Below are 19,837 nucleotides of genomic sequence, written 5' to 3'. Positions count from 1 at the left end.
TTCGCAGATAGCGCATTCAAGACACCACAGTCAGCTCGGTTTTTTATTGGAAATCGTCGCTGGCTTAATTGCTTATACATTCCAACCTAAAAAACTGAGCTTGAATTTACGGGATTGTGATATCGCTATTTTTAAACGAAACTGAGGTTAAAATAACAACTTTACATCTTTTGCAATTTAAATATGGCTGTATTTGAATCTACATTTATTTTCCAATTGTAATGATTGGTAGATTCACATAATGTGACTCAGCAATGAAAAACTCCTTCCATGTCCATTGCTTGGATAAATCAAGAAAAGCCCTTCTGTATAAAAAATTCACCTGAGCAAAATCATTTTACTACAAGTGCCCTACAGCTTTTTATGCTCTCAGTGCAGGCTAATCAGCAAATTACATGTCTATTTGATGGTGCAAATAATCTTAGAGAGCTTCAATTTAACTTATATCCGAATCCCAGCATGTGTTTGATTGGTTTCATATCGCGATGCGTCTGACTATACTCAAACAATATGTTAAATGGTTATCAAAACCCCTAGCTTTTCTGTTGAATTATATACAATTTATTCAAATACATGAATTTATTTTCTATCATATTTGTATTTTAAAAATTGTAAATTAATCTTAACAATTAAGGGTAAGTCTTAATTCTTCGTGGTCAACCACCAATTTCTGGATTGATGAGAGTGTTCCATTAATCAGTTACTTAGATTCTATAAATACTGGGTAACTGTCTAGGGGCGGTAGTGTGTCAACTGGGGTTTGGGGAGTAAACGCTGTTAATCGGTCAATTGCGTTAACCATCTTTATTGAATGGCCTTAGTTCCCCACTGCTGACGGCTTCCGGAACTGCGAAAAAGTAACGTCCCTGCATGTTGATATGTCCATATTGTAGCGGAGATAACTTTTTCATATCTTCGTCTTGAACCGGATAGTCTTCCTGCCCTTCACGATATGCCTGTCTCAGTTCACCTCGTTTTCTATGAAATACATTTCTGGCCACAGCAGCCGTCCTTCTCCACGATTAAGCTACTGCAACGTTTTACGCCGTTTGTTTTTATCGTCGAGGTAGGTCTGCATGTGAATAGTTTTATCTGCGCGACCGATTTCCGTTATCGCCTGGGCCAAGCTGGCTGGCTTGTCGCCCGTCTGTAAGGTTTTCATGATGGACATAACGTTCAGACGTCCCAGTTGGCTCAATGGGAACGAAGCTGTGATTTCGCTCCTATTGGGCCAGTTAGGTAATGAACTATTTATCACATCACTTTTTGTATCTGTTTCGACAGAATAAATTTACTTAAACCAACGGGGATTATGGGTTCGGTCGTGAATAAATACGTTTTCTGAAAAATTCCGAAATTCTCTGTGAGTCAGGATCAGAGATTCTGACCGTGCTATCACCGGGCGAATGTTCACCTCGTGACGTTTTTTGGTACCGTAAATGTTAATGATCATATGAAAACGTTCATCAGGTTCTGCTGCTTGAACAAACAGCCGGTAGGTAATTATGTTTTTGATGTACTGCGTCAATGCATCTGTGAAAACAGCATTTTCACGCGGGTGTAACACTCTGGCTTTCCAGATTTTGATGCTATTGGTAATTACACTCACTAAGTGATCCATTTTAGTTGTAGTGCGTATGGCACTGTCACTAAAAGACGCCTTATTCAGCGTTACTACACGCTCAGAGACATTTTTGAAATCACGAAAGTAGACAACATGACTTTCGTTTAGTAACGTGTGATTAAATTCTTCCAGCTGCCAGCCAAAGTGAACAAGATTATGTGCAGCCAATTCCTTTTCAAAATTCATATAGAGTCTCCCGAGTGAAATTAGTTTTCACATTCTATGTTAGGGTACTCTGGTGACGAAATGCAGTCAGGAACATACTGAAAGCTGAGAATGGTAGTAAGTACTGAACCTGTCAGAGGATACAATTAGGGCACAACCACACAGAGTTACCCTGTAAATTGCACAGCGGCTTCAATGACACAGGTCTGTTGTACAACTACCGTTATCACTGCTGCCAATTTGAGATTCTGGAGATAACGCCAGCGTGGTGTTGTTCCATAGCAAAGAATAAGTGAAAGAATCATTAAAAATACAGGCCCATTAAAAGTGCCCAGTTCTTTTATATTTGCCAGCACATAGAGGTCTGTAATAGGTAAAGGTGGACACATGCACCTCGATGTATTAATTGAGCGGACTTTTCGGACGAAACAAGGACCGGAAAGCATATGGAACCATATTGCTAATAGCCACATAGTTCAGGTTATACTGTTTATAAAAGCTAATCTAAGTACTGGTAATCCATCTTCCAGTCCATAATCACCATTGCAATCAACAAGCGTAACAGGATTCTCTTTTCCATAAGAAAAATCCTTCTCTGAATGGTGAAATTTATCATCATCCCTCCATATTGCTTCATCGCCTAAAGCTAAATGTTTTTCCTAATCAGCTCTAGCCTAAGCTGACAAGAAAACGTTCAGACTCAACAAACACTATATATTGCTGACAACCGCTCTTTCAGTCATGCATAATTATTGTCGTTTAAACTTACTTTGAAATAACCATACATAGAAACAAAGTTGTGTATTCTATATTTAGCTAAATCGATATTTTCCATCAAAATACTCTCTAATTACTTAATTGGTTTATATTAAAAATTTTGCACAAATTTAATTACAGTCTCTATAAAAATTTCCCTATAAAAAACACATAATCTAAACTAAATTTGGTTTATTTACATAAAAGAAAAATTATTTACCTATTTTGTCATAGTTAGGATAATTTTGTCCGATATAATTCGGTTATATTTTTTTAATTCTTGGATTCACATAATAAGTAAGCAGAGTTTAACTGTATTGATAAAAAAATAATTATCAGTCAAGCTATCTTAGAGCGCTCGGCAGGTAAGCGCTCTATTTTCTAATTAGTTAGTATTTTATGTCATTGAATATAGTGCTTATAACACCAGTCTCAGATATTCTCGTCCTCTATCACAGTCGTACAGAGCAGTCGTAGTGGAAGATTTATGCCCGAGTAGTCGTTGAGTGTTTACATGCTGTCCTCTGTATAAACGTTCAGATAAAGACCTTTGCTCATGAAATGATGGGGGATCACCTTCCCAGGAATCAAGGGAATAAGCAATATCTCGCGCATGAGCAAACCAGAAACTTAGTGACCAGGGACTAACTCGGCGGTTGCCTAATAGATAATCTTTTCCCGGACACATATCAATCACTGTCCTCAAATTCAGATTGAGTTCCGCAGAGTATAAATCAAGAGGCAGAGCGACTTTTTGTCCCGTCTTTTCCTGAGTGATATGCAAATGATCATCAAAAATGTGATCACGGCGCATTGCTGAAATATCACCACGCCGCTGAGCCGTGATCATGGCAAGTAACATGGCGTGATGTGCATATTCGGGACAAAAAATTTGTGCGGCATTATAAATACGTTGCCACTCTGGTAATATCAAACGCACACGCTTTATAGGTGTTTTCGGGGATTTCAATGGTTCAGTAGGATTTATTGTTATCCAGCGATTTTCCTGTGCCGTCCTGAAAATATCACGTAATAAAATATAAGCATTTCTTGCTGCACTGTTTTTTCCCGCTAAAACATATATATGAATAAATTTCGCAGCATCATGTGGGACAATTGAGCCAATTGGAATGTCACCCAGCACTGAATCTATTCGTTCCAGAATAGAATACTTATCTTTTAAAGTTTTCGTCTTCAAGCCACGTAAATTTAATTGTTCTTTGTAAATTACCAGCCAGTCAGAAAGTGGGCGCATTGATGGTCGAATCCAGCCAAAACAAATTGCTCCAATATGCTGAATAATGTTCATAATTCTGCTCCGATTAATTAAATTCAATTTTGTAACTAAATAAACCTAACCATAGTAATACTATGGATGTTCTTCAGACTCATCTTCTTTACTTATTCTGTCCCTTGACTACGAAGATGTTTAAGCATTGGTTGCCAATCCATCTGCTAAATACAGATTTTCTTACTACAACTAACAAGAACTAATAAAGCTTGGATTACTATAATTCAGATTCATTTACCTTCCTGACTGTACGGCAGTGCACTGTTACATGTTAACAATAATAAATTGAATATTAAAGAGTAATTATTATAAAAATAAAAACCCTTTCACGGAGTAAATAATATTTACTTAAAAATCCATAAATTAAAATTTACCGTTAAGAAAGGGTCAAAATTTTTTTCATCCAAGTAGAAAGCAGTCTCTCCTTCTATTTTTAGCTATCAAGCGTATTTTTGTTCAGTCATTACGCTGCTCTCACGGCTATGTTGCGGGGGCGATTCTTTGGCGCTAAATAACTTTCCAAAATAGTGATACACTTTGCACAACTCCCTGTGTAGTAATGGGTTGTAATTATACATAACAAGGCTCTATGAGTTGATGTAGTCTTATTATGACGCGCTCTTTAACGTGGATATATAAATAGTCTGGGTGTTTATAATACTAATTCTTATTTATTCTGGCCACTTGATGCAACGTATATAATTTAAAAGGGTGACACCGATTGTATCGCAATACAGTTCGCCTTTAGGAGAATCAGCAAAAGTAATCATTTTCATACAATGATCACGAAATCCTTTTTCATCATTAACAGCTAAATCAATACGGCAGATATATTCATTACCATCATCAAACTTAACAGTGACTTTTGTTTTATCGTAACCCTCATTTACTAATGAGGCTGCTTTATTTGCCATTCTTTCAAAAATGGCAAACGGGAATGTAGCTTCTTTAACCGGAAAAACTTTTGATTCAGACCAATGAACCAGAACCTCAACAGGTGTTGAAACACTGGTGGTATCCTTGAAGGAAGATAATGTACTCATTTTTCTACTCCGGCGGGTTTTCGTTAGGTATTCAGCTCAGTTCATAGCGTTAATTATATATAAGAGAGGTCTGAAGCCGAAACGCACAGAAGTACATTTTTTGCACACTCGGTCTGATGAAGGATTCTGGACCTATATGCAGGCTTCAGCTCGTCACTGACGTGAGTAAATCCGTCAGCAAATCCTGTATGTGAATTCATTTCTAAAAGTAATTCGGTAATAGAAAGTAACTCAGTCACTTACCAGGAAAATAATTTTAAACCGGATGATTCTTCCAGTGCGTTCAGATGTTATACGAGAGCATGAAATGTGTGGGGCACTACATTGGTGTTTATGTTGCTATAGCTAATATAGAACCACCAACCGTACTCCGACTAGCCCATTAATTCTGATGCCTCTCGGATTTTATGCTCTCGTTCCACTATTTCATCATGAAAGTTGTTATCGGAAGATCGGGTAATTTCATTTGATGAGAGCGATGGTTTCAGTCAGTTTGCGGGGAACCTTTGAAAATATAGAAATTTCCCACCCATATTTTCATTTAGGAGCAGGAAACAAACTGTTGCCAGCGTTAAAACAGACTTATCCAGGTCTTTCGGCGTACGTAGCCGTTTTTTGTCTCATTTTTTTCGATATCAGCTTCGCCCATTAAGAACGTCTAGTGCATCATCTAATGTGACCATTTCACAACGCAACCAGCATGTCTGTACGACGTGCCAGAGTCTTAAAGCCTATTTGCGGTGTCTAGCAAAATCGAACGGCCCTATATCAAACGTGTTGAATTCCAGATAGTGCTCCATCACTTCATTAAAAGCTGGAGCCAAATGAAGGCGTTTTTTTCAAAACATCAATAGATTAAAAATTGGTGGTAAAAAAATACACAATTAGTCCAACATACAATGTAGTTCAAAAAAAATCATCGCTAAAACTCTATTTGACCTCCTTTACCTCTAATATCGCTGTAATTCCCCACTTCTTCCAACCAAAAACTAAAGTCAAAATAGGGTCAATTCTCTTTGACTTACCAAAGATGAATTCCAGCTACCAATAGTGAAGTGGACACTAATCAAAACTTGATCAACTGCACGGAATTTCAGGTACGACTCTATCCGTTTACCTTCTATTTTTGTATGTTGGACTAGTAATCTGGTGATAACGATAATTCTCTGTACATTAGGTGATTATGGAATTTTCTCTCACAAAACCATGCTGGTAAGAAAGGTCAGCTGTTAGCGTTGAATATGGAATACGATCAGGATTATCTTCCTTTTCTCAGAAGATAAAACTCGCGTTGGTACTCAATCTCTTGTCTGGATAAAATGGCAAACCAACCCCTATAGTTAACTAATGAGTGATAGCCATACACAGGAACCGCTTGGAAAACGGAGTCAATCCCATTGATCATAAAGTAACAAATTGATAAATCAAGATTTTTTGATACCGTCTAAAGTACATCACTGACACTCATATCCCATGCTTGGAACTGCCAGTTGAGTATAAAATCACCGAACTCTATCCGCTGAGGGTGATTAATCATATGCTTCATCATTCTTCCACCATCAGAGATATAAATCCCACAGCCAGAAGATCTATTGTGAATCATGGTAAGTCCCTTATTTTTTCCTTCACCATGAAAATTTGTTCGCAGCTCTTTTGCTAATCCGAACAGGACAGCATAGTGTCAACTCATACCGCAGCAATTGGGTGGTCATTTTCTCATCCCAAACGGCTAAGCTATTCTGTTCATTAAGAGGAATGATAGTGAAATTCACAGTCAAAAACGAATCATTACCAGCACTTTTAACAAACTGTATATCAAGAGCAGTTCTCCGCTACCTGTCTATATAAAACTTTATTTATTTTCCAAATGATGGTTGTGACATAGAAACCTTCTATCATGACAATGTAACTATCCCATCCCCTTATTTTCTAACAAAATATTAATACGATCACTCGGAAATATTTCCCTCTCAAACTCACTTCTGAACAATAGCATTTCTTTCCACCCAAATACACCATGATACTTTCGGCTTTTCCCACTCAGCTACGCTATCACACACTTCCCTTTCAAACTCACCAATGATCGCTGAAGCCTCGTTCTTAGCGGCTTTTAGAGTAGGATTACTTTCTTTCCCACATAAACCCATCTAACGCTTTCCCGTTCAAACTCACCATTTTCAGGCCGTAATTCTCCCACTTAAACTCACCAAAAATAGTATTACTCTTATTCATTTAGGAAAAATTAATATATAACATATTGTTTTTAATATATTTATAGAGAAAAAACGCTTTTAACAGTGCGTTTGAGTGGGAAAATTGGAAGGACAAACTAAAGTACCATCGCACCACTCGTAGAGAACTAGTGGTGTGTTTGAATGGGAAACACCAACCTCAAAAGGCCGGTGCGTTTGAGTGGGAAAAATCCCTTTTAATAAAGTTTCGGATTACGATCAATAATCACGATTGATGACTCTTTTGAACCTTTCTTGCTAAGCCGGTATTTCAGATAACCAATGTCCTCTAAAGCCTTTAACGCAATCCGGATCTTTCTGTTCTGATCTGCAATACGACCATGCATTAACAAACGATTACGTAATCTTTCGAAAGCAACTGGAGCCGGTGGTTTGGGTAAAGCTTCAAAGTAGGTATAAATCGCTTGCGCTGTTTCATTCCGAACGAGGGCATCTAACGGCTTACGCCGTAACAATGTTAAGTGATCGGAAGTGTATAAATCCCACAGACGCTCATCCGCCTCAAGTATGATTATATCTGCTTCGGCATCGAACTCTGCTTTATTCAAGAGACCAGTTACCATGAATTTTTTTGCATCAGGATTTTTTGTGAAAGTAATTGTTTTAGAACGTATACGAGTTAAAGAATTCCCGATATCCTGGCGTAGTCGGGAATCAAAGCGTTTAGACGGATAACCACATTTTTCCCCAAACTCTGTAAATTTTAATCGGATCCTGTTTCCTTTCAGAGCATCCGGGTTGGTACTGAACGAATGTATAATTGCCATCCAACAACGGAAGTCTTGGAAATAATTGAGTTGAGGACCCGTGATTTTCACATCTGTGTAGCCTTCGCTTCGAGCAATTTCCAGATTAGAAAAACTGCTACTCACATCAAGCTCCGGGCCATCCGCACCATTTGCCCGTGAACTCGGCGTGAAAACTCCCAGTCTTAGCAATGAAACCGGCTGTATCGTTGTGGCCTTGGTAACAGTGAGCTTACCCAGAGAAGACTTTGCTGAGTCTGGGATTGCGTCCTTGAAGAGACGGATTGTTCCTCTGTTTCCTGCTCCACTTGTGTCAACGCCTACATCCCCATTTGTATCGACGTAATTTTCCATCAGAGATGACTCCCCCTAATATAAATCTACTGTTTTTACTCACGATCAGAGCCCCACCCAGATCGTTAGCAAAAATGTAACATGAGAATAAAATAAACGCATTGGAAAATCCCGCTCAAACGCACCCATTTTGTCGCTATTTATTTTTTATTGTTTTTTATCAGTATGTTATCTTACAAATACCATTTAATTTTTTTATTGACAAGCAAAGGTAACTTAGTTCTCAAGATTGTGCTGTGTATAAACTGTGACAGGTCTAGATCAATGATTCTACGAAAATTCCCGTCTATCTTACTAATAACAAAAATCTTTTTAGGCAAGATCCACCGTATTTTTCTTCTGTATGGATAAAAATTCATTTTTCCCACTCAAACGCACCAAAACACCGTTTCAAACTCACCATTTTCCCTATTAAACTCACTTTTTCCCCTTCCAAACACATTTCTTCCCCTCTCAAACTCACCTATTGTTCTTGAAAGCCTGATGTAACAAGGGCTTAAAAGATCGGGGATCTATTAATGGTTCTTTTTTGATCTTGTAGGTTTACTATTGGATCTTACCTTTGGATATGTGGATAAATTTTTTCCGCGACTATAATTAGGAATAGGCGAGGCACAAAAAATAAGCATAAAGAATACGCAATATGAAATAGTCCGAAAACAATGGTTGTGAATAAAATGTATACTTATTGAGTGACTTATCAAGCAGGTATTTTTTTATCACATTGTTATAAAAGGAGTTTTTACAATTTTTGACAGCCACATTGGCTAATGTGAATAAATCCCAATTTTTCCCACTAGAACTCACCAAATCCCCTTTTCAAACTCACCATTTTCCCTCTCAAACACACTTTTTCCCTATTTGATCACACAATCTTCCCCTTTCAAAAACACTGAAATTCTCCGTAGACCTTCTCTCACAAGGCTTTCCAGCTACAGGGATCTATTTGGGATTTTTTTGATCTATTAAAGGATCTTCTATTGGATCTATCCAGTGGATATGTTGATAACACAATATTGAACATATTGGATACTGGTAAAATATTCTGGATCCTTTGAAGATCCATGTCACTTTTACCATATTCGCTCTGTAATCCATCCTGTGGCAATTTCCATAAGAATATAACTACAAGATAAAAAAAGCGCCAAATCGCCTCTATGTCCTTTTGAGAAACGATTTGATGCCTATCTGGCATAAACCAATTAACCCGATTTCATGGACCTGTATTAAATCCATTTACAATTGAGCACATCTTAAATTCCCCTTTATCGTTCGTTTCATTAACTCTCCATCTATCCTACTCAGATATTTTTAACGACATACTTCATACGGTACCTTTTACCGAAGTAGCTTGCTGATAAACATTCTAAGAATAATTAACCTCATCAAAAACTTCGAATTTATCCGCGAATAAGTTGCCCCGTTGTACTGTCACAACAATAACCGACCGGCTATCGATCCTGTCATATTACTCAAGATAATGTTACTGGACTATTAGTATTCCCAGTGTTTTTATATTCAACTGATATTGAACTATTAATTTAATTAATTGAAATTACTTTTATGTTATCACTTATAAACCATCTCATAACCATCAACATAAATTGACTACCAAAACGTTGATCCAAGAAATCATTGTTTGTAACAACTTTTGACTAATAAACATCATTTTTTGAATCAATATTTTCCTTCCAACTAGCCGCAGAATTACGACTTCACAAAGCTTTTTCTATCCACAATTTACGTTGGAAATGACAGTTTTCAAAATTTTTAAGCACTTCCATTGCATACAATTGTTGGATTTTGTAGCACGCATATCTTTCGGCTGAAATAGATTTATTGAGTCCCATATTATTTTCCTTATATTTAAATGTTAATATAAATTTCTGCCAAATCGAATCTATAGTCACAAAGAATATATTCAAAAAAGTAATGGAGGACTATTCCATCATCTCCATAAGTTGCCTGATGCATATCGAAAATAAACTCTCTACGGCCATTTAACCATCTGATAACTTCATTGAATTCCCCTTGGATTAATTTTATTTCAGTTTTCACAGTTTGGTTTCACAATGATTTAATTTATTAACCGGCTACACCATCAACTCTTATTTTAAAAATCAAAGAATAGTTAAAATCAGTACCGGCCCTTTCAACTCAAACCGGATAGTCTTTTCCCGTTTTATATTGAAGTTCTTCTATCTTTTTAATTTTTTCTAAATTATAAACGAACAACTCTGAATAACCTATGGTGTAAAAACCTAACCTTTCGTAATTATTTCAAATTGACGCTGATAATGAAGATATTTATTAATCCAAGATTCAACCAAATCTTTATCGCTATTTTTACCATCAAGATTTTCAGCAGCACTTTTATTTACATCCGCAGCAATAGATCCATATTCTGTAAAAGAAACATGTAATCCTTTATCAGCATACATGTCATAAACTTCTTGTGGAAACACAGAAACTGGCCTAGCATAAATCCGTAGTCAATAGCCTAAAAGCATAGGAATAGCGTTTCTATGAACAGATTGCCGTTCAGTGATATAACTGATGCTGACCGCCATCATACGATGGTGCGTACGAGCAACATCACGTATTACGTGCTGGAGAGCACCTACAACAGTATTTGCGTCAGGCTCTGGTTGCCTAAAATTAGTCTTGTCTAACGCAGAACAGCACCCACACTTAATATCCGAGATTCCCACCGTGAGGAAAAGATAGCTCAACTCTATGAAACCCTAGCAACATGCAGCTACGAGCACACTGTTTTCTATGAGGATAAAGTCGATATCTATCTCAATCCGAAAATCGGGGCAGATTGAACATAGGAGGGGCAACAGGTGACTCCGGGAAACAATTGTAAGTATTATCTATCCATACGGGAACTGATAAGGTGCTTTATGTTTCAGAATTCACGCTGGAAAAGCTGAAACACCATTACCGAAGAGTGAAAAACATCACGCTAATACTGGGCAACTCCATTATTCACAAGAGCTGCCGGTACAGGTGGTAACTTCTCAGGCAAGTGAAGCATTTATCTCCCTCTATCCTAGAGCCAAAATGTAGCATAATTAGGAGCAGTTACTTAGGACAGACCCTAAACTTATATGTACGAAAAACAGCTTAGAAAAGCGCTACCTGACTTAATTAGAACATATAAATAAAGTACAAAGGTAACGCTTGAATTACACTTACTATTCTCTCGAATAAATATTTGAAAGTTTTTCTAATCAATTATGGGTTATTCACAACATCAATGTTCTTTTTCTCATCATGTGTGGCAAAAGCACTATAAACGTCTTCATTTATATCACAGACCAATGAAATAAAGTTCAACAATGATTCTGAATATCCTTAGCTTTTTCAAAGAAAGCCTCATATAAGATCTGAGTTATACATAGATTGCTCTAATGAAACATATTTTTTTATATTTACACCTTGGAATAATCATATTGAATTTGAATCAAGAGTAGATAGAATTTTTATCATTATAATTAACCAAATTATTTATAACAATTTCGGACATTTCTCTTAATGGGATTTCCATTTTTATCAAAATATCGACTGGGCCAAATAACTGAAGGATCTATTCCGAGCCTGTCAGCAATAATTTTTTCTCCTTTAGCCCATGGGCGAACTAATGCATTTGATAATGTCGATGAATTCAGTCCCGATTCCCGTGATAATGCGGCAAGTGTTGTGCCACGTTTACGCAATTCAGCAATAATATCTGCTGAGTGCCAGTCGTTTTGAGTTATTATCATATCTTACTTCTTCCGTTGGTTTATGATAGTGATTCAAACTGGCTCCATGAACCAGTGTTCATTTCCGGTGAACAAAACCTTTTCCACCGGAACCATTATTAATGAGGGTGATCACAGACACACGGACAAAAAATTTCTTACCAATGTCTATGAACACAGAACCATATACAATTTTAATGCGTAATCAATTGAACACTCATTTATGAGTTTGGAAATTTATTCATTGTAATGGCGTCGGACTGAATAATAGTTTTAGAATTCCTCTCAGGTTCATCCAGAAAATTAGTAATCAAAGCACCGAAAAAATAAAGCGTAGCAACGATGCAAGTGACGCCACTTGATCCCAGGCTATTTATAAATAAACCAACAATGGCAGGGCCAATCACCACAGATAAACCCGTCCCTAAATTCAATACTGACATGACAGCCCCTTTGTCTTTTTCTACCATATTAGCGGACATCGCATCCAACGGGATATAACCTGCAACACCCGCTCCCCAGCAAATCCCACATATGAGTACTATGGCGTAATTTGCTCCAACAAATTGTGGTGCAAAAAACAGAAGCAATGAAGCAACGCCAGTTAGGACCCCGCCACACCAAATAATCGTCCTTTTATAACCTATTTTGTCTCCTGCTATCCCCCAGACCAAATTAAATAGAATATTACTCGTAAAAGCGCTTCCCCAAATGCTTAGCCACTGAGTTGTAGTAAAACCCTGAGAAATCATATATACCGGTAAATAAACAGGAAAAGCGTATTGAGAAAGTGAATTTATGATTCGAAGGATACAAGAAATAAATAGTTTTGGATGTTCCTTAAGAATAGTTATTCCCTTCAAAACTTCATTTATATTTCCAAGAGTATTATTGTTACTTTGAGGTTTAATGTTATCGCGATTGAGAACCAGAGCAAAAAAAGCTCCAACAATAATAAATATCAGTGTTGTCCATAACGTATTAATATGACCTAATTCTTCTACTGCCCAACTCGCATAAAAAGTGGCTAATACTTGCATTCCGCCTGAAAAAACAAAGTAAAACCATCCATATGCTGTACTGAGTTTAACAACAGGACTTCTATAGGCAATCCACACTGAAAATGAGTAGGCAAATAGCGGATATCCGAAACCTTTAATGGCTTGCGCTATCAACAAAAGTGGATACGACATTTCTTTTAAGCCCAGGCTGACGAAACCTGTGGTACCAACAACACAAAAAATTGTGCCTAATAGCATGGTTCGTTTAGCCCCAAATGCCTCAAAAAATACTCCAGCAAACCAAGAAGATATAGCTACACTTATACCATAAATACTAAATAGTGTGGAAATGTCCTGGATACTTAATCCATTATCTACCAGATAGGAGCTTAGCCAGCCTATTTCTATTCCATTACCAATCATAAATGCCAAAATACCCAAATATCCCCATGATAATGTGCTGGGTATACCCATTCGTTCTAAAAAACCACTCGTATTCTGTTTCATTTCAAACCCTACAATTAAATATTTTTTTAGTATTCAAAAATTTTAAATACTTAGCTTAGTTTTACTTCACTATCAGACAGACGTTATATTTCAAGCGTCTTTTCAATTTTTATAATCTATTGTGTATTATGGGAAACAGTTTAAGGTTATTTTCTCGATCTCTTAAGATCTGGCAAAAATGGTTTTTTATATTTTTCATTTTTATTCTGTATCAGCGAATAGATCCCTACTCAATTTGTTTACGTTAAAGGCATGTGTAGCCTCCATCAATGCGGAAATCCGCGCCTGTTGTATAAGAACTCATGTCACCAGCAAGATAAACAGCAATAGCCGCAAGGTCTTCCGTTTTTCCCAGCCTACGTACCGGAATTAATTTTTCCCACTGACTGATTAATGGTGCTAATGTTGGATCATTCAACGTCATATCTGTCGCTATATATCCCGGACTAATGGTATTGACACGCACATTTCTATCCGCCCATTCAACGGCCATATTTCTTGACATGGCTATTACACCGGCTTTCGATGCCGCATATGAACATTCTTTCTGAGGCATATTTGTAATATGAGCTGACATAGAAGCGATATTGATAATTGAACCTCCACCCTGTTTTATCATCACTTTTCCGGCCGCTTGTGCAGTTAAGAAGGCACCATTTAAATTCACATTGACAACGTTACTCCAATTTTTCAATGTATCATCCTCTACCGCGACTACGTGTCCAATTCCTGCATTACAGAACGCAACATCCAGCCGACCAAATTCCTTCAGAATCGTGTCAATCATTGCATTGATCTCATCAGGCTGGGTAATATCTGTTTTAATGGCAATCGCCTTCTTATTCGTTGCCTGAAAAATCTCTTTTGCCGTTTTTTGTGCCGCTTTTATATCAACATCAACGATTGCAACCTCTGCGCCTGCTTCAGAGAGAGACATAGCTAATTGTTCTCCGATCCCTCTGGCACCGCCTGTGACAACTATTTTTTTCTCATCTAGGCGCATTTTTTCTAAAATACCCATGCTATTTTCCTGCTCTTATTAAAATATCAACCTATTCACCAATAACCTGTATACGTACCCTACGGTTACGTTCTCTCGTCTGATCCATATCTGAAAAATAAATCCGGCCGAATTCACCTAATGTCATTTCACCTTCAAGAAGCGGAATTGTCTCAGAGCGACCCAGTAAAACTGAACGTAAATGTCCGTCTGTATTCAACATCCACGCTGATTTTTCGCCTCTTAATTCCGCTGCATTTTTTGTGTGAATAGGCCCCGGATGCAGGTATTGCCCCTCATGCTGACATGTCGGAATGATTTTTTCGAATACGTTTAGCATGTCCTGGAGTAACAGTGGTATGTTCCTATACGTTACATCCTCTGAATCCTCCTGAATGAACACACCACAACTGGTGTGCTGTGAAAAAACATTGACAAGCCCATTTTTAATGCCTGATTTTTTTACGCATTCCTGTACCTGTTCAGTAATATCGTCAAAACTCACAGTATTACCCGTTTCAATATTCAATTCGTCATGAAAAACAGCCATAATCAACACTCCCTCTCTCTGACTTCCCAGGCTGCTGCAACCGCAGCAATCATTTTTTCCATCATCTTAATCGGATCTTTTGCCTTTATAATACCGCTGGTAGACCCTGTGGCATCAGCTCCCGCTTTAATTATCCGATAAACATCGTTTTCATCGGTTATACCTGCCCCGTGTAAAATCAGTACATCAGGATTTACCTGGTGTATGGCCCGATTAATTTTTTCAATCTCTCTCATATCTTGCTGGTTACGTCTTCCCTTTCCGATTAATGCCGGTGATTCAGCTAAAATCATATTCGGGTTTAGACATGCTATTGCGGCAGCTTCCTCACAATTTCCGGCACAGACTAATGTTGCCAGACCCACTTCATCTGCTCTTTTTATAGTTTGTGTCAGCGTTTCTAGTGTTAATGGTTTTTCTGTATGATTTAACAGAACGCCAACGGCACCAGCTGTTTTTACCGCTTCGGGCAAAACCGCGCCGACCCCCCTTCCCGGATAGAGAGGATCAATATGCTGCGCAAACACTTTTATATTCTTAGTTGCACTGGAAATTGGGGCTATATCTGTGTATTGAGCAGAGAAAATAATATCAACCCCATATTTTTCACAGAGTTTGTCAGCCTCTACTGCCAATGTTATTGCGTCTTTTCCGAACAAATAAGCTTTAGGACCTATTTCAAAAAATGGTTTACTGATTTCAAAAACACGCTTCACAAAATCCCCTAATTCAACATTTTCTTTAAAAATATTGCGGTCTCAGGCAATGTCTTAGATGGCTCTCCACAAGTACTACATTCCAAATTGAGAAAACCATTATATCCAACCTCTTTTAACGCATTAAAACCCGCCTGCCAGTCAATGGTTCCATAGCCAGGAAGCAGACGGTTATTGTCGCCTAAATGGACATGTTTAATAGCGTCTCCAGCATATTTAATGCTTTCTGCGATGTTTGATTCTTCTATTGACATATGGAAAAAATCAGCTAAAACCCCTGTGTTTTCCCTATCTAACGTATCAATAATATCTGTGCATTCTTTGATGCTATTCAAATAAGGGCTTTCATACCGATTAATCCCCTCTAACAGCATTTTTCCTGTTGATCCCATGAGAGGCTCGGTAACCTCTTTGTACATTTCAAGAAACTCCTGTTTTTCAGTTTCTGTCATTTTCTTATAGGGATGAAACAACGGTAGCGGATTCTGTGTACCGTATGCAAATTCCAGCTCAGTGGCCGCGCCAATTTCACCACTGATTTCGGCCGCTCGCTTATACATTTCCCTGCTCTTTTTTCTGAGATCAATATTGTCACTCATTAAATGCCCGTAAATCTCATCGGTAAAGACAAATTCACACGGAATAATGCCCGTGTTTTCCCTTAAATTCAGAACTTCTTCATATAACTCTTCGTTCCATTGGCAATAATTCATAAATAGCGCAATGCCATCGAAACCCCATTTGTACAACAGGTTGGCCTGTTCAGTTAAATTATTCCCCGGCAACATTAGGTTTGAACACGATATTTTCATCATAAAAGCAATTTCAAACGTTGTAATTTTTAAGTTAAAAAAATAGGTACTGCTGTTTTTAAAAAAATGCCAGTTACCTGACTTTTCACGTGTAATTTCCAGATTTCGATCCGGTTAGTTAATCGTTGTATCGGAAATATTCTATATGATGAGCGTCAATTTCCAGAAATTCAAACGTTATAACTCCAAGCTTTAAATAAAGGTCATCATTAGTCAAGCAGGAAGTTTACAGTCTGATAACAAAATCTGCTTTTTGTGATAGCGTTCCGTTTTTTGGCAGCATTAATGTTAGTAATAAACAGAGTGATTTAACTAAATTCTTTAATTGGAAAGCATAAAAATCTATGGTCACCCTCGTTTCTGCAACACTCATTTTGACAAATGTTGGGCCTTGCTTGAATCTATCCGGCATCAATATGGGCAAGGATGCCCGTTCCTTGATGAGTTTCTCGCCTGGTGAACCTTAGGTCACTATCTGACAGAAGCTGCTGCAACATAAATGCTCCACCGTAATGAGATGGCCGCCCTCACCCTAGCGGCAGTATATTAACAAGGTAATTATCTTTGATAAGAGGCTACTATCATGGACATCACCTCACTTATTGGCATTGATCTCGGCAAACATTCCTTTCATGTCCAATGTCCATTGCCAGGATCAATCGGGAAAAGCTCTGCTGCGTAAAAAATTCACCCGAACTAAATTAATGGAATTCTTAGCTGACTGCTCTCCGGCAACGGTTGTGATGGAAGCCTGTGCTGGCGTGCATTTCATGGCAAGGCGGATCGCTGATTTCACCGCAGTTTGTCCGTCCTTTTGTCAAAAGTAACAAGAATGATTTTATTGATGCAGAAGCCATCTGTGAAGCCGCCTATGACCCTCAATGCGTTTTGTTCTGCCCAGAACGGAAGCCCAACAAGCCATGCGAGCGCTGCATCGTGTCCGGGAATCACTGGTCCGGGATAAAGTCAAAACCTCCAATCAGATGCAAGCTTTCCTGCTTGAGTTTGGCATCAGTATGCCCAAGGGGATTGCCGTGATAAAACGGCTCTCCACTATTCTGGCCGAACATCATCTTCCGCTTTATTTGGTGCAAATATTACTGCGGTTACAGGCGCATTATCACTATCCGGTCAGGCAAATCACCGAGATTGAAACCGCACTGTCACAGGAAATTACTCAGGATGATACCGGACAACGGCTGATGACAATCCCCGGCATTGGTCCCATCACGGCAAGTGTGCTTTCCTCACAACTGGGTGATGGAAAACAATATGCATGCAGCCGGGATTTTGCGGCCTCGACGGGTTTGGTTCCCCGCCAGTACAGCACTGGGGGAAAGACGACCTTATTGGGTATCAGTAAACGGGGTAACAAGACGCTCCGGCAACTGTTGGTACTCTGCACCAACAGATTGAGCGCCGGCAGGGAAAACTGGCTGACTGGGTTAAGCAGCAGCTTGAACGAAAGCACTCTAATATTGTGGCCTGTTCACTGGCTAATAAACTCGCCCGGATAGCGTGGGCCATTACAACACACGGTATTTATTTAAATGTTACTCCACTGGTTTTGCGAAGACTGATAATTGATGACATGAACGGCCTACCGGCCTGATGAGAAACCTAACATAAAAAATGGCTCTTTGAAGCCGACACAGTTTTAAGGCTCACCAGGCGCGGAACTCATCGAGCGCAGGCTCCTTGCCTATAGTGACGCCGGATAGATTTAAGCAAGCCAAAAATTCATCAAAAATGAGTGTTGCAAAAACGAGGGCGACCATAGATTTTATGCTCTCGCGCTTGTTCAATTCGCTTTTCAGCATTTCCGGGCTTTCTTGCGCTAACAATTCTCTGTAATTAGGCATAATTATTTCTCCAAATTGTCCAAATGGCGGCGGTACTCAAAATCAGCTTGTCGGATCATTTCCTTGTAGGACCGTGTTTCATTTACCTCCTGTTTTATTGCCAGCACATAAAACGATGGCAAGCAGCTACCTAATTGTTCTCACTTTTAATCAACAAAGATACTAATATTGTTAAAACTACGCACAGCTGTTCACCAAAAAAGAAAAGTATTGACCATTTGGAGCATTTAACGAACGTTAACTCGGCATTAGAGTGATGAAATTGACAACGTTGTAAATGTATTCTACTCTCGAATCAATCAACATACACACCTGTGTTATTCCTCCTTGATTGGAGGAAAAGGATATACCAGTAATGACATATAAAGCTAACAAGCCTGTTACGATTAAATCTATTGCCAAAGAATTAAGTATATCGTTTTCAACAGTTTCGAAAGCACTGAACAACGATCCTGCTATTAAAGAAGAGACCCGACAGTTGGTTTTAAACAAAGCAAACGAGATGGGCTATATGCCCAATTCACTCGCAAAGGGGCTTCGCAGCCGTTCTACCAAAACTATTGCTGTTATTTTCAGCGATATCGAAAACCCTGTACTGACCTACATTTTCTGTAAGATCCTGACCCAAATGGCAGAGCATGGATATACCACGATGATTTTTGATTCACAGTTCAATGAAAATACAGAGCGTGCCAATATATTGACCGTCCTGTCCAGACAAGTGGATTTTATTATTCTCGAACCGACATCCATGAACCTCGATAATTTGCGTCTGTTATCAAAGATGTCCAACCGCCTCACCCTTCAGGGTGCTCATTATGAAACAATGAATTGTCACCATGTCCATGTTGATTATGCGCATGGTGGTTACCTTGCCGCGAGGGAAATGCTATCAAACGGACATAGAAACTGTCTGGTTATCACAGAGTCATTATCATTTCCTACGAGCAGAGAGTTTGTATTAGGGATAGAACGGGCTTACAACGAATATGGCGTTCCGTTCAACAAAGATATGGTAAAAACAACACATTCATCTATTACAAAAGGATTTCAGGTTATTCAAGAATTATGGGATCACGACAAAAATACCTTCAGTATCCCTATAACCGGGGTGTTAACTTTTGACGATATCCTGGCCTACGGAGTATACAAAGCAGCTATGCAGTATAATTTTAGAATACCAGATGATATCAGTGTGATTGGATTCGATGATAACCCAATTTCTACTTTTTCCATGCCGCCTCTGACGACCATACACCTGCCTAAGGACAAAATGGCGGAATACCATATTAATATCTTGCAATCAACATTATTAAATGGGCGCACTGAAACACGTTTTTTTTCTACCGCGCCGACTTTGGTTACCAGGGATTCTGTACGCAGTTTATTAGAAAAGAAGAGATGTTAAC

17 protein-coding genes and 6 pseudogenes are annotated in these 19,837 nt (G+C 38.4%); 6 read left to right on the top strand and 17 right to left on the bottom strand.

Annotated elements, in window-relative coordinates; genetic code table 11:
* Both BA1DRAFT_RS24590 and BA1DRAFT_RS22970 read left to right on the top strand, forming a co-directional pair.
* Positions 1–145: pseudogene (locus BA1DRAFT_RS24590) on the top strand (IS982 family transposase); the annotation flags it as partial.
* A 227-nt stretch (positions 146–372) separates the two neighbouring features.
* A pseudogene (locus BA1DRAFT_RS22970) lies at positions 373–530 on the top strand (ISKra4 family transposase); the annotation flags it as partial.
* A 264-nt stretch (positions 531–794) separates the two neighbouring features.
* On the opposite strand, the gene BA1DRAFT_RS24790 reads toward BA1DRAFT_RS22970, so the two are convergent.
* The 9 genes and pseudogenes from BA1DRAFT_RS24790 to BA1DRAFT_RS04330 form a co-directional block, all read right to left on the bottom strand.
* Positions 795–1,001 (bottom strand): Tn3 family transposase, encoded by a 207-nt coding sequence (locus BA1DRAFT_RS24790; RefSeq protein WP_036776390.1) that lies wholly within the window; start codon positions 999–1,001, stop codon positions 795–797.
* A gap of 26 nt (positions 1,002–1,027) precedes the next feature.
* Entirely contained in the window at positions 1,028–1,162 is a 135-nt protein-coding gene (locus BA1DRAFT_RS24785; RefSeq protein ID WP_477707059.1) for a Tn3 family transposase, read from the bottom strand.
* A 129-nt stretch (positions 1,163–1,291) separates the two neighbouring features.
* A complete protein-coding gene (locus BA1DRAFT_RS04355) occupies positions 1,292–1,810 on the bottom strand; it encodes a hypothetical protein (protein ID WP_036776387.1) in 519 nt (172 codons plus the stop codon).
* Positions 1,811–1,956: 146 nt separating this feature from the next.
* Positions 1,957–2,178, bottom strand: a complete 222-nt coding sequence (locus tag BA1DRAFT_RS04350) for a hypothetical protein (protein WP_036776386.1) — start codon at positions 2,176–2,178, stop codon at positions 1,957–1,959.
* 87 nt (positions 2,179–2,265) lie between these two features.
* Positions 2,266–2,430 (bottom strand): annotated as a pseudogene (locus BA1DRAFT_RS24585) (ParB N-terminal domain-containing protein); the annotation flags it as partial.
* A gap of 533 nt (positions 2,431–2,963) precedes the next feature.
* On the bottom strand, positions 2,964–3,854 hold the full coding sequence (locus BA1DRAFT_RS04345) for a tyrosine-type recombinase/integrase (RefSeq protein WP_051560657.1): 891 nt from the start codon (positions 3,852–3,854) through the stop codon (positions 2,964–2,966).
* A gap of 653 nt (positions 3,855–4,507) precedes the next feature.
* Complete coding sequence (locus tag BA1DRAFT_RS04340) at positions 4,508–4,879, bottom strand: LPD25 domain-containing protein (protein ID WP_051560656.1); 372 nt, start codon at positions 4,877–4,879, stop codon at positions 4,508–4,510.
* 1,444 nt (positions 4,880–6,323) lie between these two features.
* Positions 6,324–6,482: a hypothetical protein gene (locus BA1DRAFT_RS23910; RefSeq protein ID WP_235200968.1), complete on the bottom strand. Its 159-nt coding sequence runs from the start codon at positions 6,480–6,482 to the stop codon at positions 6,324–6,326.
* 825 nt (positions 6,483–7,307) lie between these two features.
* The gene (locus tag BA1DRAFT_RS04330) at positions 7,308–8,231 is read right to left on the bottom strand and encodes a RepB family plasmid replication initiator protein (protein ID WP_235200967.1); all 924 of its coding nucleotides are present in this window, start codon (positions 8,229–8,231) and stop codon (positions 7,308–7,310) included.
* 1,390 nt (positions 8,232–9,621) lie between these two features.
* On the opposite strand from BA1DRAFT_RS04330, the pseudogene BA1DRAFT_RS24780 reads away from it, so the two are divergent.
* Positions 9,622–9,726, top strand: a pseudogene (locus BA1DRAFT_RS24780) (transposase); the annotation flags it as partial.
* A 766-nt stretch (positions 9,727–10,492) separates the two neighbouring features.
* Here BA1DRAFT_RS24780 and BA1DRAFT_RS04315 read toward each other — a convergent pair.
* Positions 10,493–10,672: a hypothetical protein gene (locus BA1DRAFT_RS04315; RefSeq protein ID WP_036776376.1), complete on the bottom strand. Its 180-nt coding sequence runs from the start codon at positions 10,670–10,672 to the stop codon at positions 10,493–10,495.
* Between the two features lie 231 nt (positions 10,673–10,903).
* Here BA1DRAFT_RS04315 and BA1DRAFT_RS23905 point away from each other — a divergent pair.
* Positions 10,904–11,232, top strand: a pseudogene (locus BA1DRAFT_RS23905) (transposase); the annotation flags it as partial.
* Positions 11,233–11,740: 508 nt separating this feature from the next.
* Here the strand turns inward: BA1DRAFT_RS23905 and BA1DRAFT_RS04310 are convergent.
* The 6 genes from BA1DRAFT_RS04310 to BA1DRAFT_RS21190 all read right to left on the bottom strand — a co-directional run bounded on the left by BA1DRAFT_RS04310 (position 11,741) and on the right by BA1DRAFT_RS21190 (position 16,569).
* On the bottom strand, positions 11,741–12,001 hold the full coding sequence (locus BA1DRAFT_RS04310) for a helix-turn-helix domain-containing protein (RefSeq protein ID WP_036776373.1): 261 nt from the start codon (positions 11,999–12,001) through the stop codon (positions 11,741–11,743).
* A 200-nt stretch (positions 12,002–12,201) separates the two neighbouring features.
* A complete protein-coding gene (locus tag BA1DRAFT_RS04305) occupies positions 12,202–13,488 on the bottom strand; it encodes an MFS transporter (RefSeq protein ID WP_036776372.1) in 1,287 nt (428 codons plus the stop codon).
* A gap of 244 nt (positions 13,489–13,732) precedes the next feature.
* Positions 13,733–14,509, bottom strand: coding sequence for an SDR family oxidoreductase (locus tag BA1DRAFT_RS04300; RefSeq protein ID WP_036776370.1), 777 nt, complete (start codon positions 14,507–14,509; stop codon positions 13,733–13,735).
* Positions 14,510–14,540: 31 nt separating this feature from the next.
* A complete protein-coding gene (locus BA1DRAFT_RS04295; RefSeq protein ID WP_036776367.1) occupies positions 14,541–15,038 on the bottom strand; it encodes a secondary thiamine-phosphate synthase enzyme YjbQ in 498 nt (165 codons plus the stop codon).
* A gap of 2 nt (positions 15,039–15,040) precedes the next feature.
* Positions 15,041–15,754, bottom strand: a complete 714-nt coding sequence (locus BA1DRAFT_RS04290; protein ID WP_036776365.1) for a triose-phosphate isomerase — start codon at positions 15,752–15,754, stop codon at positions 15,041–15,043.
* Between the two features lie 8 nt (positions 15,755–15,762).
* Positions 15,763–16,569, bottom strand: coding sequence for a sugar phosphate isomerase/epimerase family protein (locus BA1DRAFT_RS21190; protein ID WP_082303630.1), 807 nt, complete (start codon positions 16,567–16,569; stop codon positions 15,763–15,765).
* A 580-nt stretch (positions 16,570–17,149) separates the two neighbouring features.
* Between BA1DRAFT_RS21190 and BA1DRAFT_RS04275 the strand changes: the two are divergent.
* A pseudogene (locus BA1DRAFT_RS04275) lies at positions 17,150–18,178 on the top strand (IS110 family RNA-guided transposase).
* Between the two features lie 52 nt (positions 18,179–18,230).
* Here BA1DRAFT_RS04275 and BA1DRAFT_RS23715 read toward each other — a convergent pair.
* Positions 18,231–18,428 (bottom strand): hypothetical protein, encoded by a 198-nt coding sequence (locus BA1DRAFT_RS23715; RefSeq protein ID WP_036776362.1) that lies wholly within the window; start codon positions 18,426–18,428, stop codon positions 18,231–18,233.
* 355 nt (positions 18,429–18,783) lie between these two features.
* On the opposite strand from BA1DRAFT_RS23715, the gene BA1DRAFT_RS04265 reads away from it, so the two are divergent.
* Entirely contained in the window at positions 18,784–19,836 is a 1,053-nt protein-coding gene (locus BA1DRAFT_RS04265; RefSeq protein ID WP_036776361.1) for a LacI family DNA-binding transcriptional regulator, read from the top strand.
* Position 19,837 lies beyond the last annotated feature (1 nt).

The sequence above is a fragment of the Photorhabdus aegyptia genome (genome assembly GCF_000612035.1).
GTDB lineage: Bacteria > Pseudomonadota > Gammaproteobacteria > Enterobacterales > Enterobacteriaceae > Photorhabdus > Photorhabdus akhurstii.
Note: the sequence above shows the minus strand (reverse complement) of the source record. Positions and strands in the feature narration are given on the sequence as shown.